20 protein-coding genes, 1 pseudogene and 1 CRISPR repeat array (1 of these 22 only partly in view) are annotated in these 23,103 nt (G+C 39.9%); of the genes and pseudogenes, 6 read left to right on the plus strand and 15 right to left on the minus strand.

Annotation, left to right across the window (positions count from 1 at the left end; translation table 11 throughout):
- Positions 1-85 precede the first annotated feature (85 nt).
- The 3 genes from H6G77_RS03305 to acs all read right to left on the minus strand — a co-directional run bounded on the left by H6G77_RS03305 (position 86) and on the right by acs (position 4,588).
- Entirely contained in the window at positions 86-571 is a 486-nt protein-coding gene (locus tag H6G77_RS03305; protein WP_190870821.1) for a YcxB family protein, read from the minus strand.
- A gap of 5 nt (positions 572-576) precedes the next feature.
- Positions 577-2,217, minus strand: a complete 1,641-nt coding sequence (locus H6G77_RS03310) for a CocE/NonD family hydrolase (protein WP_190870822.1) — start codon at positions 2,215-2,217, stop codon at positions 577-579.
- Between the two features lie 397 nt (positions 2,218-2,614).
- The gene (acs, locus tag H6G77_RS03315) at positions 2,615-4,588 is read right to left on the minus strand and encodes an acetate--CoA ligase (RefSeq protein WP_190870823.1); all 1,974 of its coding nucleotides are present in this window, start codon (positions 4,586-4,588) and stop codon (positions 2,615-2,617) included.
- 310 nt (positions 4,589-4,898) lie between these two features.
- Here acs and H6G77_RS03320 point away from each other — a divergent pair, with 310 nt between their 5' ends.
- From H6G77_RS03320 to H6G77_RS03335, 4 genes are all read left to right on the plus strand, one after another.
- Positions 4,899-5,546: a restriction endonuclease subunit R gene (locus tag H6G77_RS03320; protein WP_190870824.1), complete on the plus strand. Its 648-nt coding sequence runs from the start codon at positions 4,899-4,901 to the stop codon at positions 5,544-5,546.
- 25 nt (positions 5,547-5,571) lie between these two features.
- A complete protein-coding gene (locus tag H6G77_RS03325) occupies positions 5,572-6,279 on the plus strand; it encodes a Uma2 family endonuclease (RefSeq protein ID WP_190870825.1) in 708 nt (235 codons plus the stop codon).
- A 69-nt stretch (positions 6,280-6,348) separates the two neighbouring features.
- Positions 6,349-7,041 (plus strand): hypothetical protein, encoded by a 693-nt coding sequence (locus tag H6G77_RS03330; RefSeq protein ID WP_190594050.1) that lies wholly within the window; start codon positions 6,349-6,351, stop codon positions 7,039-7,041.
- 42 nt (positions 7,042-7,083) lie between these two features.
- A complete protein-coding gene (locus H6G77_RS03335) occupies positions 7,084-7,509 on the plus strand; it encodes a hypothetical protein (protein WP_190870826.1) in 426 nt (141 codons plus the stop codon).
- A gap of 263 nt (positions 7,510-7,772) precedes the next feature.
- Here the strand turns inward: H6G77_RS03335 and H6G77_RS03340 are convergent.
- From H6G77_RS03340 to H6G77_RS03375, 8 genes and pseudogenes are all read right to left on the minus strand, one after another.
- Positions 7,773-8,105, minus strand: a pseudogene (locus H6G77_RS03340) (IS4 family transposase); the annotation flags it as partial.
- A gap of 451 nt (positions 8,106-8,556) precedes the next feature.
- Positions 8,557-8,730, minus strand: a complete 174-nt coding sequence (locus H6G77_RS03345; RefSeq protein WP_242049135.1) for a hypothetical protein — start codon at positions 8,728-8,730, stop codon at positions 8,557-8,559.
- Between the two features lie 135 nt (positions 8,731-8,865).
- Positions 8,866-9,288 (minus strand): DUF2752 domain-containing protein, encoded by a 423-nt coding sequence (locus H6G77_RS36170; protein ID WP_313954480.1) that lies wholly within the window; start codon positions 9,286-9,288, stop codon positions 8,866-8,868.
- Between the two features lie 107 nt (positions 9,289-9,395).
- Positions 9,396-9,662, minus strand: coding sequence for a TM2 domain-containing protein (locus tag H6G77_RS03355; RefSeq protein WP_190594047.1), 267 nt, complete (start codon positions 9,660-9,662; stop codon positions 9,396-9,398).
- Positions 9,663-9,958: 296 nt separating this feature from the next.
- Entirely contained in the window at positions 9,959-10,237 is a 279-nt protein-coding gene (locus H6G77_RS03360) for a TM2 domain-containing protein (RefSeq protein WP_190594045.1), read from the minus strand.
- Positions 10,238-11,237: 1,000 nt separating this feature from the next.
- Positions 11,238-12,791, minus strand: coding sequence for a CPBP family intramembrane glutamic endopeptidase (locus tag H6G77_RS03365; protein WP_190870828.1), 1,554 nt, complete (start codon positions 12,789-12,791; stop codon positions 11,238-11,240).
- A 146-nt stretch (positions 12,792-12,937) separates the two neighbouring features.
- Positions 12,938-13,573, minus strand: a complete 636-nt coding sequence (locus H6G77_RS03370) for a Uma2 family endonuclease (protein ID WP_190870829.1) — start codon at positions 13,571-13,573, stop codon at positions 12,938-12,940.
- A gap of 795 nt (positions 13,574-14,368) precedes the next feature.
- The gene (locus tag H6G77_RS03375) at positions 14,369-14,749 is read right to left on the minus strand and encodes a hypothetical protein (RefSeq protein WP_190594039.1); all 381 of its coding nucleotides are present in this window, start codon (positions 14,747-14,749) and stop codon (positions 14,369-14,371) included.
- Positions 14,750-15,642: 893 nt separating this feature from the next.
- Between H6G77_RS03375 and H6G77_RS03380 the strand changes: the two genes are divergently transcribed.
- A complete protein-coding gene (locus tag H6G77_RS03380) occupies positions 15,643-15,858 on the plus strand; it encodes a hypothetical protein (RefSeq protein ID WP_190870830.1) in 216 nt (71 codons plus the stop codon).
- Between the two features lie 56 nt (positions 15,859-15,914).
- On the opposite strand, the gene H6G77_RS03385 is transcribed toward H6G77_RS03380, so the two are convergent.
- The 4 genes from H6G77_RS03385 to H6G77_RS03400 form a co-directional block, all read right to left on the minus strand.
- Complete coding sequence (locus tag H6G77_RS03385) at positions 15,915-16,781, minus strand: fructosamine kinase family protein (RefSeq protein ID WP_190670972.1); 867 nt, start codon at positions 16,779-16,781, stop codon at positions 15,915-15,917.
- Between the two features lie 71 nt (positions 16,782-16,852).
- Complete coding sequence (locus tag H6G77_RS03390; protein ID WP_190870831.1) at positions 16,853-18,160, minus strand: pitrilysin family protein; 1,308 nt, start codon at positions 18,158-18,160, stop codon at positions 16,853-16,855.
- A 128-nt stretch (positions 18,161-18,288) separates the two neighbouring features.
- The gene (locus H6G77_RS03395) at positions 18,289-18,834 is read right to left on the minus strand and encodes a hypothetical protein (RefSeq protein WP_190870832.1); all 546 of its coding nucleotides are present in this window, start codon (positions 18,832-18,834) and stop codon (positions 18,289-18,291) included.
- Positions 18,835-19,092: 258 nt separating this feature from the next.
- Positions 19,093-19,395 (minus strand): hypothetical protein, encoded by a 303-nt coding sequence (locus tag H6G77_RS03400; protein WP_190870833.1) that lies wholly within the window; start codon positions 19,393-19,395, stop codon positions 19,093-19,095.
- On the opposite strand from H6G77_RS03400, the gene crtD reads away from it, so the two are divergent.
- Positions 19,389-20,906 carry a C-3',4' desaturase CrtD gene (gene crtD, locus H6G77_RS03405; RefSeq protein WP_190870834.1) on the plus strand — a complete coding sequence of 506 codons (1,518 nt, stop codon included), beginning with the start codon at positions 19,389-19,391 and terminating at the stop codon, positions 20,904-20,906. The two genes, H6G77_RS03400 and crtD, sit on opposite strands and share 7 nt — an antisense overlap.
- A 473-nt stretch (positions 20,907-21,379) precedes the next feature.
- A CRISPR array of direct repeats spans positions 21,380-23,103; the repeat unit is 37 nt; unit sequence GTTTCAATCCCTAATAGGGATTAGTTGAAATTGCAAT (it continues 1,146 nt past the right edge of the window).

A 23,103-nucleotide genomic window follows, 5' to 3' on the forward strand; every position in this document is an offset into this window, starting at 1 on the left:
TAGGAAAGAAACCTGATCTGGGTGTACTGATTTTTTTTTCCAAATCAAATATGAGTCCTATAGTTAAATGATAAAATTTCAGCAACTACCAGATTTTAATTAATTGCTTGCTCTGTAAAAATAAATCAAATCGATGGATATCTTTTTCACTTTCAAAAGCAGCAACTGGTAAATAATGAAATTGAGCTTTAGTCATGTATAAAAAATAATAGTCTGCTTTTTTGATGACTTGCATAAAGTGTGAGTAATTAAGTTTAACAATACTGCCATCTTCATAAAACATTGCAAAAAAGTTTTCATCAATTTCACAGTAGCGATTTTGAAAATTTAACGTAGAATTGCGCTTTCGTGGTTGAAAAAACAAAGGCAAGGAGACAAAATACGCTCCTAATCCGACAGAATATATTAACCACCAATCAAAGCGATTTTGTAAGACGGAAACAACAATATTGATAACTAACAAAATTGCGAAGAGAATAAAAAAAAATTTCATCCGTCTGTAATAGTCAACAGTTAACAGTGCGCCTAATTCTTTTGGAGTAATTTGAAAACTTTTAGTTTTAATGTACATTTCATTTAAACCAGTGGTAAGAAAATTTGAGAATTGCGATCGCCACCACAGTGTAATGTCAATGTGATAACCTGAGCATTGCGTAAATCATTACTGTTCAGTACTGCACCATTACCAGAGTTCATGGCATAAGCAGGAAAACAAGCTGCACTCAAACTCAAACGCAAAGCATTACCTTTGGCAATTTGTACACAAGTTATTTGCAGTTGAATTTTAATCGGGACAGGAGTATGTTTTGGACAATGTATATACCCTTGAGTCAAATTATATACTTTGCCATCAGGCTGGACTTGCGATAACACAGCGCATACGTCATAACTAGGCTGGTCGGCATTGCAATCAATTTCTACCACTACATTCCCCAGGATATGCAGGTCTTCGGTGAGTGGTTGAGTGGTATAGGTTAACACATCAGAACGACAATCAAGATGCGATCGCTCAAATACACCTGCTGGTAAGCCGGCATGACCACCTAAAGAAGGTACAGGTCGCCAAGGGTCGTGGACTAAAACATCCTGAGTACTGAGTTCTGGATGCTGTACACTGAGCGCAGTCGAAGTGTGAGTGCTGAGTATTCCTGAGTCTTCGCGGATGCTGGCGAGTCCGGTGGTTGACAGAAAATAAGATTGTTGGTTAGCTGTATTTAGGCTAGGGAAAGTCCGCCAAATATTACTTCCCATTTCAAACAGGCAAATAGAAGACTCCCGCAATAAGCCTGTATCTATATCTTTTAAAAATTGATCAAACCAGCGAATTTGCATTCTATCTACAGGGCTGGCGGCTTTCGCACCAAAGTCAACTTCGCCGACTTTTCTTCCCCAAGGCAAATGCGCCCAAGGGCCGACTAATAAATGTTGGGGTTGGGTGCTGCGGGTTACCATATCTTGGTAAAAACCCAGAGTTCCACGCAGATAAGTATCAAACCATCCGCCGATATGAAATATTGGCAAGTCCACAGCTTGCAAGTGGCGTTTGGGTGAAAGTTCTTCCCAATAATCATCGGCTTGGGGATGGGCTATCCATTCATGATAAAACGACTCCGGGGCAAGTTGTTGGAGAACTTCGGGATTATTTAGCGGTAAATTGCGTGCCACAGTAAATAAAGCCTGATAAGCTGTGTGATCGTAACGGAGACGCGCGGTTTCTGTAGCTAATTGAATTGCCCAAGCGAGATTAGTTTGTAAACAGAATGCGCCACTTTCATAAGCCCAATCTGTATATAAATCATAAGCAATCATCGCCGGACAAATTGTTTTTAAAGCACTGGGTTTAGCGGCGGCGGCGTAGAGTTGGGTCATTCCTTGATAAGAAAAACCATACATTCCGACTTTGCCATTACTCCCAGGTAAATGGGCTGCCCAATAAATGCTATCTTCACCATCAGCAATTTCATGGGCAAATAACTTAAATTCCCCAGCCGAAGTACCGCGCCCACGAACATCTTGAATCACGACAATATAACCTTGGGCAGCATACCAACTGGGATGGGCATAGACTACAGTTGATGCGATCGCTCTACCATAAGGTTGTCGCATTAATAATACCGGAAAATTCTCTGCGGCATCAGGGCGATAAATATCTGCATCCAGTCTGACACCATCGCGGGTGTACATAGATGCAGTTTGTTTAGGAAGAACTCTATACATAAGTAGTTGCACAAAATTAAATCAGGGAATAGGGAACAGGGAGAGAATTTGTGTAATTAATTCTGTGTGATTACTTAAGACAAGCACAGATGAGTAATGGCGTGTCTAAACTAAAATATAGCGGTTCTCGGTTGGATGAGGTACATTTCAACCCCACCCCCAACCCCTCCCCGCTTGCGGGGAGGGGAGCGTTTGCGTCAGCAAATGCGGGGTGGGGTTCCGACTGTATTACAAGCAAGTCAGAACCGCTATAGTGCATTAGATTGGAAAAATTAACCGCAGATGGACGCGGATATAGACGCGATAGCGGCTTCCCGGAGGGTACGCGGATGAAATCGGTTTTTTAATGCAACATTTCTAGACACGCTACTACTGTTTACTCAGTACTCAGCACTTTTTAAGCACCTTCACGTAATTTATCTAACACGCTACGGTCTTCGAGAGTTGAGGTGTCACCAGAAACTTCTTGTCCGGCGGCGAGGTTACGCAACAAGCGCCGCATAATCTTGCCCGATCGCGTTTTGGGTAAAGCGTCGGTAAAGCGGATTTCTCCGGGACGGGCGATCGCACCAATCTCCTGCACGACGTGTTTTTTCAGTTCTTTACTCAGTTCCTCGCTTGGTTGATGTGTACCTTCTAAGGTGACAAAAGCTACAACATCCTCACCTTTGAGTTCATCTGGCTTACCCACAACCGCCGCCTCAGCAACGGCTGGGTGAGAAACTAAGGCTGATTCAATTTCCATAGTGCCGAGGCGATGTCCTGAAACATTCAACACATCGTCTACCCGTCCCATCACCCAGAAATAACCATCTTCATCGCGTCTCGCACCATCGCCAGCAAAGTATGTATACTTGCCATCCTGGGGCGGAATATGTTCCCAATAGGTGCGGCGGAAGCGGTCAGGGTCGCCGTAAACAGTCCGCATCATCCCCGGCCAAGGATGGCGCACTGCTAAATAGCCGCCTTCGTTATCGCCTAAAGAATTACCATCTAAATCAACGATGTCTGCCAAAATTCCGGGGAAGGGACGGGTTGCGGAACCGGGTTTGGTCGGAATTGCCCCTGGTAGGGGTGTAATCATAATTCCACCTGTTTCAGTTTGCCACCAAGTATCGACAATTGGGCAGCGATCGCCACCAATTACGCGGTGATACCACATCCAAGCTTCTGGGTTAATTGGTTCGCCGACGGTTCCCAGCAAACGCAGTGAAGACAAGTTGCGGGTTTTGGGATGGTGTTCGCCCATCTTAATAAACGCCCGAATCGCCGTTGGTGCAGTGTAGAAAATATTCACGCCGTATTTTTCAATCACATCCCAGAAGCAGCCAGGATTAGAAGCACGGGGCGCACCTTCATACATCAGTGTGGTTGCACCGTTGGATAATGGCCCATAGACAATGTAACTATGTCCGGTAATCCAACCCACATCGGCAGTACACCAATAAACATCTGTGTCTTGTAAATCAAATATCCACTTGGTGGTGATATGGGTGTACAAGTTATAACCAGCAGTGGTATGCACAACGCCCTTGGGTTTGCCTGTACTACCGGAAGTGTAGAGAATAAACAGCATATCTTCGCTGTCCATTGGTTCCGCCGGACAATCAGCCGAGACACCTTTTTGTAAATCGTGCCACCAATGGTCACGTCCGCCCAACTGCATATAAATATCTTGTCCGGTGCGCTTAACTACCAAGACATTTTCTACAGAAGGAACAGCGCCATCTGCCAAAGCTTTATCGACTTGTTCTTTCAGGGGAACGATCGCATCTTTGCGCCAACCACCATCAGCTGTAATTACTAATTTAGCTTGGGCATCAATTAAGCGATCGCGCAATGCTTCGGCACTAAACCCACCAAATACCACACTATGGGGTGCGCCAATTCTCGCACAAGCTAACATGGCGATCGCCGCTTCCGGTATCATCGGCATATAAATACCAACGCGATCGCCTTTCTGCACACCCAACTGCTTTAATACATTGGCAAACTGGCACACTTCTCGATGTAGTTGGGCGTAAGTTAAAGTTCGGGAATCTCCTGGTTCACCTTCCCAAATCAACGCCGCTTTATTCTTGCGCCAGGTGGTGAGATGTCTATCTAAACAGTTGTAAGAAATATTTGTCTTACCGCCGACAAACCACTTAGCAAACGGTGGTTGCCAATCTAAAACTGTGTGCCACTTTTCAAACCAATGCAACTCTGTTTCCGCTAAATCTGCCCAAAATTTTTCCGGGTCAGCCTTGGCTTTATCGTAAAGTTGTTGATAATCTTCTAAGCTTTTAATATGGGCGTTTTGCGAGAATCCCGCCGCCGGATGGAATAAACGCTTCTCTTGTAGGATTGACTCTATAGTTGGTTGAGACATAGTTGATCAGCACAATCACTATATGTTAGTAAAAACCATTCTTAGCCTAGTTAGGCTCTCAAGAGTTTAGATTTTCGTTAAGCTGGATGAAAAGAGGGGCTAGGGGCTAGTACAACAAGGCAAAAGGAAAAAAGCAAAAGGAAAAAGAAAGAATAACGATACCACAAGCCTTTTAGCAATTCTAGATAGTCTGTTTATTTACGCCGACCTGTACTAGTTTTTGTTGAGTATCCAGGATTTTCACATTAAATAAAATAAGTATAAAATTTCATACTTCACACTTCATACTTCATACTTCATACTTCACACCATGCCGCTAATTCTTGAAGCTAGTAACTTATCACTCAACGATGTTCATCGCTTGCTGAAACTCGAAAAGCTTCCAAATGGCTCATTTACAGACTTTTTAAGTTTAGAACCAGTCTCTGAGTTTGAACAGCAGGATTTATTGCGAATCAGAAATGACTTTGAGCGTTACTCTAGTGAAGGTAAAATTTCTGAAGGTTTAGTTAAATTTTTAACACTAGCGCCATTAATGCGGCTGGCAGGATTTTATGATGTGCCGATTCGGTTAACAATGGAAGATAGTGTGGCGATCGCAGTCGAAGATGAAGACAGAAGAATTACCGGACGGATGGATATTTTAGCCGTCAATAACGCTCAAACTCATACCACAGCACCTTTTTGGATTTTAGTTATCGAAACAAAAAATAGTGCGATCCATGTGGGTGAGGGTTTGCCGCAATTAATCACTTACGCCTTTAAAAGTTTAGAGCAACAACCATCTGTGTGGGGTTTAGTTACCAACGGACAGCTTTATCAATTTGTTCATTTAACCCGCGCCCAACAGCCTACTTATCAACTTATGCCATTATTAAATCTTAATGAATCCCCCGATGCGATCGAGTTATTACAAGTTCTTAAAGGCATCTGTCAGTTAGTAAATCTTCAGAAATAATAAACGTAGATATTGAGAGCCGCTTATGTCTGAACCTGCCATTGTAGACAGGATCAAGAGTGAAATCACAGCAGATGGTATACCATTTCCGCCTAGTGATTTACTAAGTGACGAACCACCATTGGAAAGTGATTTACACCGCGACCAAATTGAACTGCTAATTCGCACATTAAAGTTATGGTGGCAAGAAAGACAAGATTTCTATGCTTCTGGTAACTTGACAATTTACTACAGCCCCAGGCAAAAAAAATCAGAAGAATTTCGCGGCCCAGATTTTTTCGTGGTGTTAGGTACAGAAAAAAGAGACCGCAATAGTTGGATAGTCTGGCATGAAGACGGCAAATATCCTAATGTGATTGTCGAAATTTTGTCAGATTCCACAGCCGCAGTAGACAGAGGCTTGAAAAAACAAATTTATCAAGACACCTTCCGTACCCCTGATTACTTCTGGTTTGACCCCGTTACTCTTGAGTTCCAAGGATTTCATTTAGTAGAAGGTAGATATCAACCAATTACACCCACCCCAGAAGGCAAACTCTGGAGTCAGCAGTTAGAACTGTATCTCGGCATGTATGAGGGCAAATTAAGATACTTTACGGCGGATAATCAGTTAATACCCACACCAGAAGAAAAAGCCCAACAAGCAGAAAGCCGCGCCCAACAAGCCCAAGAGGAAGTTAATCGGTTAAGGGAGATTTTACTAGCGCAAGGTATTGACCCCGACAATATTTAATAGCATCATGAAGTTAATACGAAGTTTTTTAAATAAAATAAGTATCATTGACCACGAGCAGGACATCATTTGCAAGCGAAAGAGATTAAGGAGCAGTTAAAATCACTTATCGAGGAAGCATCCTCGGTAGATCAAAATCTAGCGAGAAAATTGCATGAAATTAATCGTTGGGTTAAAGATATTAAGTTAGGTTCCCTGACGGCAAAACCTTTGGTTCTGGCATTTCTGTTGGAAGTAATCACGGACTCTACCATTTGGTTAATGATTAAATCATTACCTTCCGAAGCAGAACAACAAGCTAAATTTGCCCAAATGACAGCAAATGAAAGATATTGGTATAGTTATCTTTTTCCTAAGTGGATTAATGCAACTGACACTAAATTTTATATTTGGAAACAAAAATTAATGTCGGGTGAATTTAATCAAGTGGATGATGGTATTATTAAATCTATAGCTCAAGATATTGTGAGTCGTGAAGGTAGTTTTTGGCAGAGGTATATTGCCGACCTTTCGATGGCGACAGACTTAATTGTTAGCAGTCGCAACAATCAACCATTATGTATTCAAATTACTAGTGTATCTGAAGAACTAAGTAACCAAAAATATCATGATTGGAAAAGTACACTTAACTCATGGGAGATAGAAAGAGGCTTGTTTGTTAGTTACAATCCTAAAGATGCAAATTTCATTAATCAGTTAGTCAACGTTGCTTTGTATAACAGTGATTATCTTGCGGAAGGCAAATATCTGAAATTTGCCTAATTTTTGATGTATTAATTCAATTAACTGCTTATCACAGCCTTTATGCCTAATCAAAGTGAAACTGCAAGCTACGAAGGACAATTAGATAAATTTGCCCAAGCTTTAGCAACAGCCCGTAAAATGCAACAAGATTGGCTAACTTATGGTTTAGATTTTGTACATATCTATGTTGAAGATGTTGATGGAGATTGGCTAGAAACCTGGGAACATGACGAGATTTTAGGCAATCAGTTATTAGATGCAATTAAAGAATTTTTGGTCAGTGATGATATATTAGCTGTCCAGGTGAGACAGCAGTTAGGTGAAAAATCGCTGTTTGATTTTGCAGTTAACTTAGCAGCTTGTGAACGAATTGCGGAAGAAGGTGATAGATTATCTGCGGTGATTAATTTATTAGCTGATGATCATGTACATAATCTAGATGTTGGAAATTTAGCAGCACATCTAGTAGAAAGATTTTTCGCCTGAAAATCTATCACCTTCGTAGTGATTCTTAGCAGTATTTTTGTTGAATAATTTCAACTTCTTTTTGAAGACCATTCGCATGAATTAAGCCTACATAACCTCTAAATTGGCATTTGTCATCACTATCATACACAGAAACATGCTGAAGGGGAGACGAAATAAGCTAGAAGACTCACTCTATAAGCCTCATAGCTCTTAGACCTTATTGATAATACTTACATTTATTGCGATTTAATCTCATTAATTCCATGACCATATCCATACAAATATCCTTGAAAAAGTGGCATCACTTGAGATAATATCTCTTGTTGCTCAGATATGTTACTATTCCCTAATTTTGGTAATAACTTAAAGTAAATTGGCAATGCTCTTTTATCCCAAATTACACTTACCATCAATAAATTTATTCTCTTCCAATTAGTTCTATCAATTGCTAGATAAATTATTTTTTCCTCGCTACAGTATATTGATAACCATTCTTTAATAATCGGAAACCAGATTTTCTCAATTGTGAAATTCGGTAATGATAAAAATCTTTGTATTCTTTTTCTCCTACTTTCAAATTTTATTGGTAATGGTAGTCCATTCGCTAACTTTTCTGGCTCTCCCAGACTTGGGCTGATAAATTAACACTAAAAAATGGCTCAAACGATTGATATAACAAGGTTTTACTAACATAAAAACAATGATTTAATAAAAATTTACTTTATTACTCTTGAATACCAAACTATGTAAGGATTTAACCTGATATTAAGTATTAATTTGTTATAGCTAGTCTAGGAGAGCCAAAAGTTTTAAGTAAACATAAATCACATCAAATTCAAATAAGGAGTGTTACAAAAATAAATTTAGTTACACTAATGACAAATTAATAATTCTTTATATATTTTGTTATGTTGACGATTGACTGGTAGAAATAACCGAAGCTTGCCCAATCAATGTGAATAGGCATATTATTTCTCTACCTTCGCAGGCTTTGTTTGTATAGCCCCAGATTTCCAGTTTCTTGGGTTATATACAGCCTCTTATCGAATTGGGATGACTTGACTTTCAGTTGCGCTTCCAGCCTAGATAAGTAACATAAATAATTGCAGCCAACTGCATTGGTAGTAGGAAAACTACACTCTTTAAATAATAATTAATTTCTAAATTAGACATGGTACTAAAATATCCACAGCCTAATAGCAGTAAGAAAAACCAAATGAGATGTTTACGTTTGAGCATTGGCATAGTAGTAAAACTCAGACTATTTTTTCCCATCCTAATTGATATATGAACCAAAGAGACAAGGGTGAAAAGGTAGACAAGGAAGAAAGATGTTTGTAAATGATTGAGGAATTGCTCTAGCCATTCAAAGACTTACTGAAAAAGCCATTGACCCAAAGGAGATTGACTAAAGGCAATATACAATTCTCCTGTTTGTGAGATGTGATACAGCCGGAAAGTATGATAAATTAACACGATCAGTAAAAACAGTATTTGTACCTTTTTCAGTCTTAATAGTTGACAATATAAAGTTTTAATTTCCTGCCTAGTTAACAATTCTAAGGTAACGTGAACTATGGCAATGACAAAACTAGCAAATAAAATAGGGCCAAATAAATTCTCGGTAAATGCTTGGTTTAAGTCTCCTCGCCCAATAGCCATAAATGAACGTGTCATACCACAGGTAGGACAAGGGATTCCTGTTAAGTGTCTAATAGGACAGACTAAAAACCCAAGACGATAATTTTGGTTGTAAAAATATGTACCAAATAGTGGGGTATAAGAGAACCCTAATATACCCCAACGTACTAGCTTACCGTGGCACGATAGAGGAGTAGAAGATAATTTCAACACAGATGTCCTCTGAAATCACAACGGCAAATGAAACCTGCCAAAATTAAAACTTAAAACCAGCCTTTTTTGTTGACAATGTAAGCCTCAACAAATTCCTCATCGGTTTTGGTTAAGTAAATAACTCCTTCTACTAAACCAATAATGCCCATAATTGCTCCACCAAAACCACAGGTGAGGATGCTAACCAGCAACATGATTAAGCCTTCGGTTGTGTAACCGAGAATAAACTTGTGAATCCCTAAAGCTCCTAACAAGATTGCACAAATTCCTGCTGCTAGTTTTTTACTACTGGTATCGCTAGGACTGTTATTAGACATTGGTTAGAAATACGCCTCAAGCATAAATAACACTCCAATTTTATAGTAACTTTATTTACTTAGCCTCTACATATTTACAACAGATACAATTTGTTATCTATTAAACCTTCTGTTACGCTTTGCTGGGAACTTGGAGCGTCTAGCACAGAAAGTCAAAGGTAGCATTAAATATAGTTAAGTATTGTATTTAAAATATCAAGATAAGTTACAGTATATTGATAAAATATGAACATTTTTCAGATACCCAATTTTCTGAAGAAAGTCGGGTATCTTGTTGTTCTTGTGAGATATGAGCTTTAGAACCAGCCTTGTTTATTGACAAAATAGATATCGGCAAATTCTTCTGAGGATTTGTTTAAATAAATCATGCCTTCAATCAAACCGATCAGCTGCATCACTATCAAGGCGACTCCATAAGTAAAAGTACCTGCAACTATGGATATAGCCAACATAATAAAGCCTTCAGCAGCATATCCTAAAATAAATTTATGAACGCCAAACCCGCCAAAAATTATCCCGCAGTAACCAGCCAAAAGTTGCTTATTAGGATGACTAGTAGGGTTGAGATTTGCCATAGTATTCTTACTCCTCAAAGATCAGTGGAAAACTAAATTTTTCTTTTGATGAAGAACAGTTGAGTTCAATTCATAATTTGTAATTAATGTTTTTGAATCTCAATATAGAAATGCAGAAATCACCAAGAAACACAGTGTTTTTTCTTAGTCGTACATGAATAGTCAGCTAGGAAAAACTATTTATGAAACTGATTTTTTGTTAGTATACGCCTAACGTTTACCTAAATAAAGATGTCAACACTTTAAAGGAAACACTACAAAATATAAGTAATAGGGACAAGTATTTTGTAGCTGCAAACTAGCAAGCTACTTGATTTACAGCAGAATCCGAGCATCAAAATTCAGAATTAGATTAGTTTTCTAAGCTAGGTAGAAAACTAATTTGTGTACTTTATTTACTTGAAATCTGCTGTATGTATTTAATTGTGATTATGACATCAAAAACAGTGATTTTGTAGATTCGTAAGTATGATTTCTCTGGAGGAGGATAAATACTCATAATCATCAAAAAACGGCGATATCATACCATTTCTTTCAAGTCCATTAATGTTATTTCCGGACTTTTTTGATATGGCTGCAAGGATGAGATTTTAAATTAGCTGTAAAGGGATAAATTCGATACAGATGGCATGTATTCCTCAACTAGAAAATTATGCCATTTTGGTACTAGTGAATTGAAGTTACACTGAATACCTTATTTAATTGTTTTGCATCACTCCTATGGTTAAGGGCTATGATTCAATATCGCTTGCCAAATATGACACAGATAGGCAATCAACATCTGAAAAATAGCTTTCACTATCTAGATAGTACTAGAGGTTTATCTAGAAGTTTTGTAGTCTATTTGACAGTAATGTTGGAATTTTTTGGCTGTCAATATGATTAAATTTCAGCCAAATCTCATAGAATACTTGCTTTAGTAATCACCTACGAAAAATCATGACCTACGCAGATGTAATCAGATATTTTTTGCTACGGCAACCGTATTAAATATGTTTCATTAGTTACTACTGCCCAAGAGGAAAAGACTCAGTAGTGTGCCACTATTCCAGAGGCTGTGGAGTAGCATGGGAGCAAGGAGATTGCGCGATCGCGTGTACACTACTCCCAGGATGATCCCCAAGGCGGTGAGTGGTAAAACTTCTGACAAGCTCAGGTGAGCGATCGCAAACAACAAGCTACTGGCCAAAATTGCCCCCCACACAGGTAAATAACGGGTGAGAGAGGGTAGCAAAAAGCCTCTAAATAAAATTTCTTCAAATATGGGAGCAGCGATCGCGGCTGTGGAGAAAAATATTCCTAATGCGATAGAATCTTGACTTTCTAGCGCCAGTTGTAATAACGGATTACTACCACCCTGCCCTTGCCAGAGTTTTTGATTAATCAACGACACCACCACAACCACAGGTAAAGCGGTGCAGTAACCGCCTAATCCCCACAGCCACCAATTATCTTGGAGTTGGAATTTAAACCACAATCTTGGTAGAGGGAAAAACCGTTTGATGGAGAAATACATCACCGACAGCGCCCCAGCCGCCACCAACAAGTAACTAACCAACACTGAAAAAGCTTGTAAGCGTACACCTACAATCGGGCGGGGAATTGGCAGTATAGATAATAAAATGGGAACAAAAACTTGTCCCATAAAGAAAAATCCCACAACAAAAACCTGGAGTACGGTTTCGCCATCCCAGGGTGTTGTCCAAACCAAATCACCATTTTGTGCCAATAACGCTTCTTTTCCTTTCAGCAAGCGTTGTGTCAATAAGAAAATCAGCAGAATTGTGCCGATCAATGCGGCTAAGGCGGGGATCGTGCCGATGAGGGTGAGTTTAAATACTGCTTGGGCTGCGGCTGATTGCTGTGCAGCTTTAACTGCGGCTAAAGGTTCTTGACGTTGCTGGAGTTGGTATAGCTGAATCAGAGCCTTATTCCGAAACCAACCATCTAAATTCTTTTTAATTAGCTGCTGGGCGTTGGGTAAAATTCGCGGAGGATCACTCCAGAGTCCGCTCAAGATAGTCGCGGTATCTGCAAAATCGCTGTTGAGTGCTGGTTTTTGTAATTCCGCCCAAGTTTTCAAGGCTGTGTCTTGTTGTCCTTGTTGTACTTGTAAAATTCCCAGACGTAAATCTAACTCGGCGAGTAATTTTTGCTGTTGGTAAAGAGATTGCTGTAATTGTTTCTTGGTGACTTCTGGAGATGCGCTAGTGTCAACAGTGTCTTGTGGTAGGGGTTTAGCTGGAGAACTTAACTGTGTAAGTTGGCTGTTAAGCTGATCTAAATTAGTTTGTACAGATTTACGTGCTGCTTGATATTGCTGTGTGGCATTTTCTAGGGGCTGATCTTCCAGGATAGCTTGGCGAATTACCTGAAAATTATCACCATTGCTATCTTCTGGCTGCCAAGCTTGGGCTTGCAGCGCAATATTGATTTGATAAAGTTCCAGACGACTTTGGAACTGTGGTTTCTGCCAACTACTGACTAGCGACAAAGTTGCCAATACAACTGCTATCACAGTCGAAATGATTAAAACCAATCGTTTGAGAGTCATCTATCCCCCTTGGACGAACCAGAATATGCCCCTTGGGAATTATCGCAAGAAAAAGCAGGAGGTGGATAGATATGGTCAAGATTGTGAGTCTACTTTACAAGAATAGCGATCGCTCACCGCACCACAGGATGTTAAATTACAACTCATTAACCCTCTAGCTGACTTCTTACCCAAGCACGAAATAATTTGAGTAAAGCAATTTCACTCATAGTTTTACTTTGTTCGATAAATCGGCTCATATCACGTACTGATACTATCGGAAAGGCAAGGCTAAACTCACACTCAATATATTGCCCTTCTAATAATTGATAAAATTTTAAATTCTGGCCGTTATATCTCCATAGTTCAGAAATACCTAATGCGGCGTAAATATTAAACTTATTAACTGAACTACTAGTAATATCAACTTCTATTGCTAAATCAGGTGGTGGATCAGTTTCTAAGTCTAAAGTTTCTTTATTTCTGACTCTTGATTCATTTTGTATATAGTAACAGTTATCTGGTTCTATGCCTCGGTTTAATAATCTTCGTTTTAAAGTTGTAGAACCAGCACTTTTAAGTTCTAATGATAATTCCTCAACCAAACTAAATATTAACCGATCAAATTGAATTTTAGGGTTTTCATGTTCAAATAGTGGTGTCATAATTTCTAAAGTACCGCATTCATACGCAAACCGAGAACCTCTCTCTTCACCTGTATCTCTTAGCAAAGCTTCAAAGGTTTCCCAGCTAACGTTGTGCAGAACTGTTCTTTGTTCAGCAGGCGTTGACTTGGCAAGCATACGAAAATGTTGATTTTATCAGATTACTAGATAAACAAATTTTATCGTGTATGTACATCAAGCGGGCATCAACTATGGCGTTTTTCGGTTTAGTGCAGTACAAGTTAATAGGTAATAGAGGCTAGAGACTAGAGGAATGTATCTTATTAAGACGGAAAACGCTGTAGTATTCCTCCACATAAATCACATCATAGAACCCCGACTTTTTCAAAAAGTCGGGGTTCTGAACACCTGCAACCTGTCAAAATCAATTGGTGGAGTGTTAAGTATATATTCCGTTGATTGAAATAAACCCCTCAGACTGAAGTCTGGGGCTATACAAACAAAGCCTGCCTAGCCTATCGGCAACGGCAAAGCCGAACGCAGGCTAATTATATGCTTCTTCATATCGATTTGGTATTAGAGACATCCAGCAGTCAAATAGAATTTTTATATATAGGACTCATATTTGATTTGGGAAAAAAATCAGTACAGAGCAGGTTTCTTTCCTACTCCCTAAGCTGTCATACATTTAAATTGGGTATTCCGATCTGCTGTCACAGTTCCAGCATAAGGATTTAGTGTTTTAGCCTGACCCGATCTAAATGACGAACAGCTTACTCCCTGCCCACACAAATAGATTCAGGAATCAAACCGTATTCCTATAGTATATGGTTACAAAAGCTTTTGGTTATTTGGTATTGGATTGTACTGAGTAAAAATTCAATTTATACCCAGCAAATCGATTGCCTTGATTGTTGTTAAAACTAAATACAATGTTTTCCGAAAGTCTGATGAAGATTTAAGTTTTTCAGCTTAGTATACTAAGTTGCCACTACCGCGTAATTGTCGCAAAGAATTAATGCAATAAGGACAGTCACACTTAAAGATTCTAATTGCGGCATCACTTTCTTCATCTGTAAAGTTCAATTCTGCAATATTGGTATCAGATGGCTGGGATGAAACCACCATAGATGTAGGTGCGGGAGGTGCTTTGGGATCTCTTTCGGAATCTCGAATACAGACAAAATCCTTCAAACCGTGGGGATTAGTAATGCAAGTACGTCCATCGTTGGTGTGAATTAATTTTTGGGTGAGGTTCACAGAGGCGTGTGCTGGAATGACTGCCAATGTAGACATCAGGGAGGTAAAGATTGCCGAGCTAGAAAGCAAATTCAGTACTAACTTCTTGTTCATATTTTTCCTGATAGAACATCTCTGATTGCCAAGCCTATCCTATTAGTTCTCATTGGTCAATATGAGGTTGACAATAAATTATGAAAGATTACTCATATATTTACTTGACTGCCCCTCTTTAGCTATCAAAGAAAGTAAATTAATTGACTATTAAAATTCGTCACTAAAAAGCAATACAAAAGACATACCAAGTCCATACAATTAATAAGTATCGTCACAATTGTGAGTCTATCTTCAAACATAAGTAAACACATTTACACGGTAGTATAATTTGGATTACAGTGTTTTTCATCTCAATGAGGTACATTCCTCTCGTTCCTAGCCTCTAGCCTCTTTCCCCTATCAACTTGTACTGCACTAAACCGACAAATGCTACATTATGCTATCTGCTTAATAATCGGTTTTAAATAAATAGCTATTTTTAGAGATTTGTCTACAGTCCACCAAAAGGATACTCAGATGAGAAAAAATAGAATGCTTAAAAGCATCTGTTAATGGTGCAGGCTTTAGAGCAATTGAAATTGTCATCCTTTTTTTCTGGACAATCAAGAGTTTTTACAGTGTGAAATGAGCCTTGGTCAAACTGGATAAGCGCAACATCATCGCCAAGTTCTAAAGACAGCAATGAATTTCTTTGTGATTGCGGATTTTTGTCCTGTTTCTTTGTAGTTAGGCTTGCATAAGTTAATGGGAAGCCATCTTATGAGTCATGACCATCCTGTAAGCTACACAAATCTGAGGATGGAACTGATATTTTAAAAATTGCGTCTCTGCGTCTAGATTATTGCATCAATTGATACAATATCAATATGCAATTATCTGTTTGGAAAGTCCGATTCATCAAGGTGGAACTGACCAAATGACGTAGGCGTAAATTATTTGCTGAGGTTGATATGTATAGGATAATTTGCATTGGACTCATAGCATTACCGGCTTATTTGTACAATGCGGAAGTTAGTTTAGCGAGCAGTAATATTAATGTGCCAATTATTACTGCTAATATAAATAAATATAGTGTTTATACTAAAGTAAAGCGATCGCCACAGCGATTTGCTTCCAGAGAAGATCAAACGGGGGATTGCTTGCGAATCGGTCGGTGTAGAGATTAATCGGCTGATGAGTCAACTATGCTGGCGATCGCATCCCCAAATTCTTGCCCCAATCTTTATCGCAAAATTTGGTCAATCATCCGGTTGGCTTGGGAACCATAAGCACCACCAAATAAATTGAAGTGATTCAAAATGTGATAAAGGTTATACAAAGTTTTCCGGCGTTCGTAGCCTTGATCTAGGGGAAAAGCGGCGTTATATCCTTGATAAAAAGCGGCGGGAAAACCACCAAAAAGTTCTGTCATCGCAATATCCACTTCGCGATCGCCATAATAAGTGGCTGGATCAAAAATGACGGGTTCGCCTGACACAGTACAGCCAGCATTTCCACCCCACAAATCGCCATGTACTAAGGATGGTTGTACTTCATGATTGGCTAATAATTCGGGAATCGCGGCTAATAATTTATCTTGTTTCGGAAAATTACCTCCGCGCCTTCTGGCTAACTGAAATTGATAACCAAGGCGATGTGTACAGTAAAAATCAATCCAATCGGCTGTCCAAGTGTTGATTTGGGGAGTGGAACCAATAGTATTATTCATATCCCAACCGAAACCATTTTGGCTGGTTGCTTGGTGCATGGCGGCTAACTTGCGCCCCATTTCTGCCCAAGATTGGGTATTACCGCCACCCATTTCTAACCATTCCAAAACGATGTAGCCAGAATCGCCTGATGTTCCCCAACAAATGGGCTTGGGTACACGGATAGTATTTGTGGCGAACATTTGCTTTAAACCCAACATTTCAGCTTCAAACATCGCTACTTGCGATGCTTGGTTGAGTTTGACAAAGTATGTGATTTCACCATTAGAAACGGCGTAACCTTGGTTAATACAGCCACCACTTACAGAACGCCGTTTTTGAGTGAGAAAATTTTCGCCAGTTACTCGGCTAATATGGGCATCAATTTCAGTCCAAAACATTTTAATGGGGAGTAGGGAATCGGGAGTAGGGAGTAGGGAATTTCACCACTCCCTACTTACCACTCCCTAATTTACAACGGTTTCATGACCACTACACCATAAGCATCTGGACAGAGATATTGATTGGCGGCGAGGAGTAAATCGTTGGCTTCTTGTTGTTGAATGTGCAGGGGGTAGTTAAAGGCTGGTTCTAAATCACCGACTAATGATTGATAGAAACCATATAAGCCACTGCGATCGCTTGGGGTTTCGTTACCAAAGATAAATCTGTTGGTGACACGTTTGCGGATGCGGGCGATTTCTTTGTCTGTGACTAATTCTGTTTGTAGTCGGCGGATGTGTTGGGCGATCGCATCTTCAACGGCGGCGATGTTTTCAACTGCACATTTAGCAGAAATATAAAATGTACCTTGTAATAAATTGCTCATATTACTAACTGCGATCGAAGAAACTAATCCGCGTTCTTCCCGCAAATCTCTAACTAATCTTGATGTCCTACCATGTGCTAAAACTCCCGCTAACACATCTAAAGCATAAGTCTGATTTAACTGTGCTAATCCAGGAACCCGCCACACCATGACTAACCGCGCTTGCTGAAGACTTTTATCGACAAATTCTCGCCGCACAATTTCTGTAAACGCTGATTCGCTGTTGATGAGTAAGTGCTGAGTACTGTTAGCGGTAGCGGGGCGTTTAGCCCGTGCTGAGTGCTGAGTTTTACCAACCTGGGTAAATCCTTCCGCAACATTAGCAATTAATTGTTCTACAGGTAAATTGCCCACAGCTACAGCCGTAATCATTGGCGGTTGATACCATTGAGCATGAAAATCCCGCATTTGTTGAGGTTCTAGCCCAGATATGACCGATTCTGGCCCCAACACCGGACGGCGATAGGGTAAAGTATCAAATGCCATTTCCATTGCACGGCGAAAAGTCCGGCGGTGGGGATTATCTTCAGAACGGCGGATTTCTTCTAAAACAACAGCACGCTCACGTTCAAAGGCATCATCAGGAATACTCGGATTAAATACAACATCGATTTGCAGTGGAGCCAATTCAGCAAAATCTTGGGGCGCAGTAGTTATATAGTAATGAGTATAATCTTGGCTGGTAGCAGCATTAGTCACAGCACCCCGTTCTTCAATTCGACGCTCAAACTCTCCACTGGCTAATCGCTCAGTTCCTTTAAAAATCATGTGTTCTAAAAAGTGAGCCATCCCGTTAATCGCATCAGATTCTACAGCCGAACCAACTTTAATCCAGAGGTTGAGGTTGACAACATCAATGGGCATTTGTTCGGCAATGATTGTCAAGCCATTAGGCAAACGGTGTATTGTTGGGGAATTGAGACGAGAAGACTTTAATAGAGTTGAGGTCATGAGTAGTGGTGAGTGAACAGGGTTCTTACTTCTTTATCTTATCCGTCACTCCAAAATATCTTTGATTGTTGCATCTGAAACAGACTGAACACACAAAGATTTTGTGAGGCTGGGTGTAAGAGTTATTCTTAATCGCCCGAATACTCAACTTTTACTACTTTGCCATTTTTGAAATAAATATTTACCACCTCCGCATTGTAATCACCATTGTTTGGGTCAAGAATGTAGTTTAGATGCTGGTTATATACAACTGGGCCAATATTTTCCCACACATCATCATTCCCACCCATGAAGTCCCCTTGTGGCTGATAAAATCTTCCGCCTTTGGGAAAACGTTGGTTCAATCTGCTTTGCACTTCTGGAATTGTCATCCCATGTTTAATATCGAGATAAAACTGGGTGAAGGGCTTTACAGGCGAGAGAGCTACAAAGTACAAAGCAAAGAGGCTGAGATTGAACCCGATAAACAGCCACAATTCTTGTTTCCGCCGAGATGGTAAGTACACTGGCAAAAGTAAAATGAGGGCTAAAACATCCATAAATACGTAATATTGCCAAAATAAAGAAGCAGCATATTTATAATCCAGCCAATATCCCAGTAGAAATAAGATTACTAAAAAAAACACCTCGACAATAAGCTCAATTTTGTTAGCGTGACGGTTGATATATTTCATGTGACTGTATCTTGTATTTTTTTCTCAAAGCTCTCAGACTGGAAGTTTGGTGGTAGACAAACAAAGCCTGCTCTTCGACTGCGCGGTAATCTCGACACTTCGACAAGCTCAGTGCATCGCTTCGCTCGATTACCGCGCAGTCAAAACTCAGTAAACACCTTCCCAGGCTAATTACTACGTTAATATTCAGAGTAGGTTTTACCAGTAAAAAAGCATACTTAGCTGTATAGTGTCAGGAGAAAAAATACTTAAATTTGCTCAGTTCCCTGAAAAATTGTTAGTTAAGAGAATAGTAGGTTGAGTGTAGCGATCGCGTAACCCAACAAAGTATGCGTAAATGTTGGGTTCCGTTCCTCCACCCAACCTACACCTCAGTTCCCTGAAAAATTGTGGGTAAAAGGTTAATAAGGTTAATAACAGTAGTAAATCCGAAAAAATAAATATACAAATACAGCAATCATTCTGATGCCTGTTCTTGGGCGATCGCCCCAACTCACCACGATTAGCTTGTAAAATTATGAGTAGTAATATTAATTTTTGTAAAGCTAATCTTAATGTCACATATTGTTGTTAACCAAAATCAACCCCGTGTAGTTGTGATTGGTGCGGGAATTGGCGGACTGACGGCGGCGGCGTTATTAGCCCACCGTGGCTACAGCGTTTTAGTCCTTGACCAAGCCATTGTACCGGGGGGTTGTGCTTCGACATTTAAACGTCAAGGGTTCACTTTTGATGTGGGCGCAACCCAAGTGGCAGGTTTGGAACCGGGTGGGATTCACCAGCGCATTTTTGCGGAACTAGAAATTGATTTACCGCCGGCTACTCCTTGTGACCCGGCTTGTGCAGTTTATTTACCAGGAGAAACCACTCCGATTAATGTTTGGCGCGACCAAGATAAATGGCGTGAGGAAAGACAACGGCAGTTTCCTGGAAGTGAACCATTTTGGCAGTTAATGGCAACATTATTTGAAGCTAGTTGGGAATTTCAAGGACGTGACCCGGTGTTACCGCCGCGTAATTTGTGGGATTTGTGGCAATTAATTCAGGCGGTGCGTCCGAGTACATTTATCACTGCGCCGTTTACATTGTTCACCGTAGGTGATGCGTTAAGACTATGCGGTTTGGGTAATGACCAGCGTTTGAGAACTTTTTTAGATATGCAATTAAAGTTGTATTCTCAGGTAAACGCTGAAGAAACAGCCTTACTATATGCAGCCACGGCGTTGAGCGTTTCCCAACTGCCCCAGGGATTGTACCATCTCCAAGGTAGTATGCAGGTGTTGAGCGATCGCTTAGTTACTGCTCTAGAAAGAGATGGCGGACGGTTATTAATGCGCCATACTGTTGAACACATCAAAGTCGAAAATGGTCAAGCCACTGCTGTTGTTATCCGCAACCAAAAAACAGGCGAAGTTTGGACAGAACCAGCCGACCATATAGTAGCTAACGTGACTGTCCAAAACTTAGTGCAGCTTTTGGGGGACAAAGTACCATCCGGTTACAAACAGCGAGTCGAAAAACTACCGCCACCATCAGGGGCTTTTGTGGTGTACTTGGGTGTGGATGCAAGTGCGATTCCTTTAGGTTGTCCGCCCCATTTACAGTTTTTATACGATGCCAACGGCCCCATTGGCGAGAATAATTCCTTGTTTGTGTCTGTGAGTCATCCTGGTGATGGTCGCGCCCCAGAAGGTAAAGCCACAATTATTGCGTCATCTTTTGTGGATTATCAGCAATGGTGGCAAACTCCAGATTATCAAGCATTGAAACAAAAATATACCGCAGATGCGATCGCTCGCCTCAATCAATATTTTTACCTCAAACCAGAAACCATCATTTACCAAGAAGCTGCCACACCCCGCACCTTTGCTCATTACACTGGACGCGATCGCGGTATAGTTGGGGGCATTGGGCAAAGAATACCCACCTTTGGCCCCTTTGGTTTTGCCAACCGCACACCGATAAATTCTCTCTGGTTAGTCGGCGACTCTACCCACCCCGGCGAAGGTACGGCTGGCGTGAGTTACTCGGCGTTAACCGTGGTGAGACAACTTGAGGCGCAAGCGAAATAAGGAGTAAGAAGTAACTGGCATATTTTTTCTGTAGGGTGTGTGACGCAACGAGAAGATTTAAACGTAGTCATCAAATTTATAGCGTCACGCACCAACTACCAATCGTGACACTTATAAGCTATTAAGCACTTAGTTTGCAGTTTAGACCGCAGGGGAGCAGAGGGGCAGAGGGGCAGAGGAGAGAGTTTAAGTCATTTATAGCGGTTCTCATTCCAGTGAGGTACATTTCCCTAGCCTCTAACCTCTAGTCTCTAGCCTCTTTTCTCTATCTACTTGTACTGCACTCAACCGAGAAACGCTATATGTACAATTTCAATAGTGCAGCTTAAATGCTGATTAGCTTACCAATTTAATATGAAGCTGCACTAAATGAAACTCTAGATTCTTGGCGCTCTTGGCGCTCTTGGCGGTTCGTTTCTTAAGATTCTGTGCATCTTCATGCAGAACTGGTATTACGTAAGTCCTATTAGGTAAGAATGAGCAGTTTTAGGGATTAGTTGAAATTGCAATTAAAGATTGATTCTGCTCTTTCAATTCTGCTATTTGTTTCAATCCCTAATAGGGATTAGTTGAAATTGCAATTAAACCCGCAGATGTAATTCATGTCATGGATTATCTAGTTTCAATCCCTAATAGGGATTAGTTGAAATTGCAATTTCTTTTGATGCGATCGCCTCTTTGATTACTTTTGCTGTTTGTTTCAATCCCTAATAGGGATTAGTTGAAATTGCAATGATGGTTTAAAGATTACTCATCTCTTAGAGAATTTGTTTCAATCCCTAATAGGGATTAGTTGAAATTGCAATATGCTTTACCTGTTTTTGAATTAGTACCGCAAGATGTTTCAATCCCTAATAGGGATTAGTTGAAATTGCAATCAATGATTTCGTATCCTTCTCCTGATTCCTGAGTTTGAGCCGTTTCAATCCCTAATAGGGATTAGTTGAAATTGCAATCCAGAGCAAATACTTAATATGTTCCGACGCGCTGGTTTCAATCCCTAATAGGGATTAGTTGAAATTGCAATATACCCATTTACGTTATTTCTTCATTGAAGAATAACTTGTTTCAATCCCTAATAGGGATTAGTTGAAATTGCAATTACTAGCACAATTTAAACAGTTTTAACTTTTGATTTTCTTTCGTTTCAATCCCTAATAGGGATTAGTTGAAATTGCAATAAGCTGTGCAGCAACCACAACCAGTAAATACAAGTTTCAATCCCTAATAGGGATTAGTTGAAATTGCAATGATTCTCAATCACAAGATCAAGATAAGCAAAGTGGGTTTCAATCCCTAATAGGGATTAGTTGAAATTGCAATAATAGTAAATAACTTACAAAACAAAAAAGCTAGGTTTCAATCCCTAATAGGGATTAGTTGAAATTGCAATGATAATCCTTGAATATGGATATAAAGAAGGAAGTGGTTTCAATCCCTAATAGGGATTAGTTGAAATTGCAATCTCAGATGCAATCATCTATCCGACTGGAGGTTGCGTTTCAATCCCTAATAGGGATTAGTTGAAATTGCAATGCTCAATTGGGGTTAGAAGCTGCAAGTACTATCAATGTTTCAATCCCTAATAGGGATTAGTTGAAATTGCAATGAGATTGGCGAGTGTTCCGTTCGTCGGCACTGGGGGTTTCAATCCCTAATAGGGATTAGTTGAAATTGCAATATAGTTGTCCCTCATCAAAAGATTGGAGTGGAGCAAGTTTCAATCCCTAATAGGGATTAGTTGAAATTGCAATAGCGATCGCACCTGATATTTGCCAGATTCAGGTTTGTTTCAATCCCTAATAGGGATTAGTTGAAATTGCAATTTCTTTGAACCCTTTATCATATCATCCACATCTGTTTCAATCCCTAATAGGGATTAGTTGAAATTGCAATTTAGCTTACAACATTCTATTCCTGAAATCCACTTTCGTTTCAATCCCTAATAGGGATTAGTTGAAATTGCAATTAGTAATCCTAAATCTATTAAGGTTGAGTGTACGTTTCAATCCCTAATAGGGATTAGTTGAAATTGCAATCAAACAATATTAAATCAACCTTAATACCTAGCTTGTTTCAATCCCTAATAGGGATTAGTTGAAATTGCAATCTTGGCTAAATTTTATGGGATAGGGATTGAAAATCTGTTTCAATCCCTAATAGGGATTAGTTGAAATTGCAATTCGAGTGAATCTCT

The sequence above is a fragment of the Aulosira sp. FACHB-615 genome, assembly GCF_014698045.1.
Classification (GTDB): domain Bacteria; phylum Cyanobacteriota; class Cyanobacteriia; order Cyanobacteriales; family Nostocaceae; genus Nostoc_B.